This window comes from Geomonas sp. (assembly GCF_056994735.1).
The window spans coordinates 1-1,738 of sequence record NZ_JBXKJL010000451.1; the positions used below are offsets into that span (position 1 = coordinate 1).

Here is a 1,738-nt window from a genome sequence, read left to right on the forward strand (position 1 = left end):
ACCACCACCGCTGGTGCTCTGGTCCCCTGGATCTGCGACGTGCTCTTATCGAACCACTCGGTCAAAGCGGGTGTGACCTCTGATTGATGTACGTTACCAGCGGCCAGAAGTCCTTACTGGACTCTGGCGAAAAAACTTGGTCGTCTAGGGCATGTGTGAACAGTAATTAATCGCATGAGGTCCCTCCAGCATAGAATGGGGTCTGCTACACCCCCCATCCTTTCTGGAGATTCCTCATGCTGACCCGCATTGTACAGCCTTCACCGACCTTGGAAACCTTCCTCGATTCGTTGCACCTCAACTTGTCCCAACCGCAGCGCGAGCATCTCTTACACCTTGTGGACGGCGTGTTGGTCTGCGACGAACGAAAGACATTGGCCGCCTTGCAGCGGCAGTTCCTCGACGCCACCGATCCCTCCAACTGGGCGGATTTTCTCCGGATCAGTCCCTGGTCCGCCGCGGAAGCACGCGACGCCCTCCGGTACCACCAAGTCACGTGGCTGCTGGAGCTGGCCCGAGCACGGGGTCTGCTCAAAGTCCTCTACGTCAACCTCGATGACTCGCTCGGCAAGAAGGACAAGCACACCACACACATCGAGCCGGTCGACTGGTTCCACGATCACAACGAGTCCACCCCGCGCCAGCCCCGCTACCACAGGGCTTTTTGCTACCTCGAATGTACCCTGCGCGTCGGGGACCTTACGGCCACGGTCGACCTCCGGCTCTATCTGCGAGACAAGACGGTGCGGCGGCTCAATCGCCATCGTTCCCCCGAGCATCGGCTCCACTTTCGGAGCAAGTTCCACTTGGCCCGCGAGATCTTGGAGGGGCTGAAACCGCTGTTGCCTGCAGGCTGGACCATCTACGTCCAATTTGACAGTTGGTATGCCTCGGAACAATTGTTGAAATACGTCCATCGTCAGGGTTGGCACGCCGTCTGCGCCCTCAAGAGCAACCGGACGTTGCGTGGGCAACGCCTCAGCCAGTGGGCGGCTACTTTACGGCACAAGCGGTACACGCGGGTGCGCGTGACCGCTGCGGACGGGAACACGACGACCTACCACGTGCGGGATGCGGTGGGGCGGCTGTCGAAAGTTCCCTTCGATGTCCGCGTGATGTTTTCCAAACGGCATCCCCGGGCTCGCTCCTGGGCGTACTTTGCAAGTACGGACTTGACCCGCTCGGTCGTCAAGACCCTGCGCGGTTACGGTGGCCGCTGGACCTGTGAGGTTGTGAACTTTTATACAAAGACCCAGTTGGGCTTGGCGGACTTCCGCGTGCGGTCGCTGGAGGCGGTGGAGCGGTACGTGCTCGCTGTGCATCTGGCCTGGGCTTACGTGGAAGAGCGGTTTGCCCGCGCGCGTTCGGCTCAGATCCGGTGCTACGGCGACGTGGTGCGACGGCATCGAGACGACCATGCAGCGGCGTGGCTGAGAGCGGCGGTGGAACAGGGCATTCGCACCGGCGATGTCGAGGCGGTGCTGAATCGGTTCCTCCGGCCGACGGGCTGACGCTGCGTTGGCTGCACAACCAGAGCCGTTGCGGACATGGGTGCGTTTGATCACATGACGCACCCAAGGTTCGTTGTCCGCGCGGTCAGCGCGGAAATGGCAAGGATCTCCCGGAAAAAATCGAGATCATTCGCCAGAGTCCAGGACTTTATAAACGATGCAGGTCTTGCCTGTGCCTGAGGGGCCCTCGATCAAAAGGTGCTTCCCAGGCTGCTCAACATCTGAGC

1 protein-coding gene is annotated in these 1,738 nt (G+C 60.6%); it reads left to right on the forward strand.

Annotated features, from left to right (window positions below; translation table 11 throughout):
* Nucleotides 1-236: 236 nt before the first annotated feature.
* A complete protein-coding gene (locus AC11W3_RS19425; protein ID WP_484093593.1) occupies nucleotides 237-1,511 on the forward strand; it encodes a transposase in 1,275 nt (424 codons plus the stop codon).
* The last annotated feature ends 227 nt before the right edge of the window (nucleotides 1,512-1,738 follow it).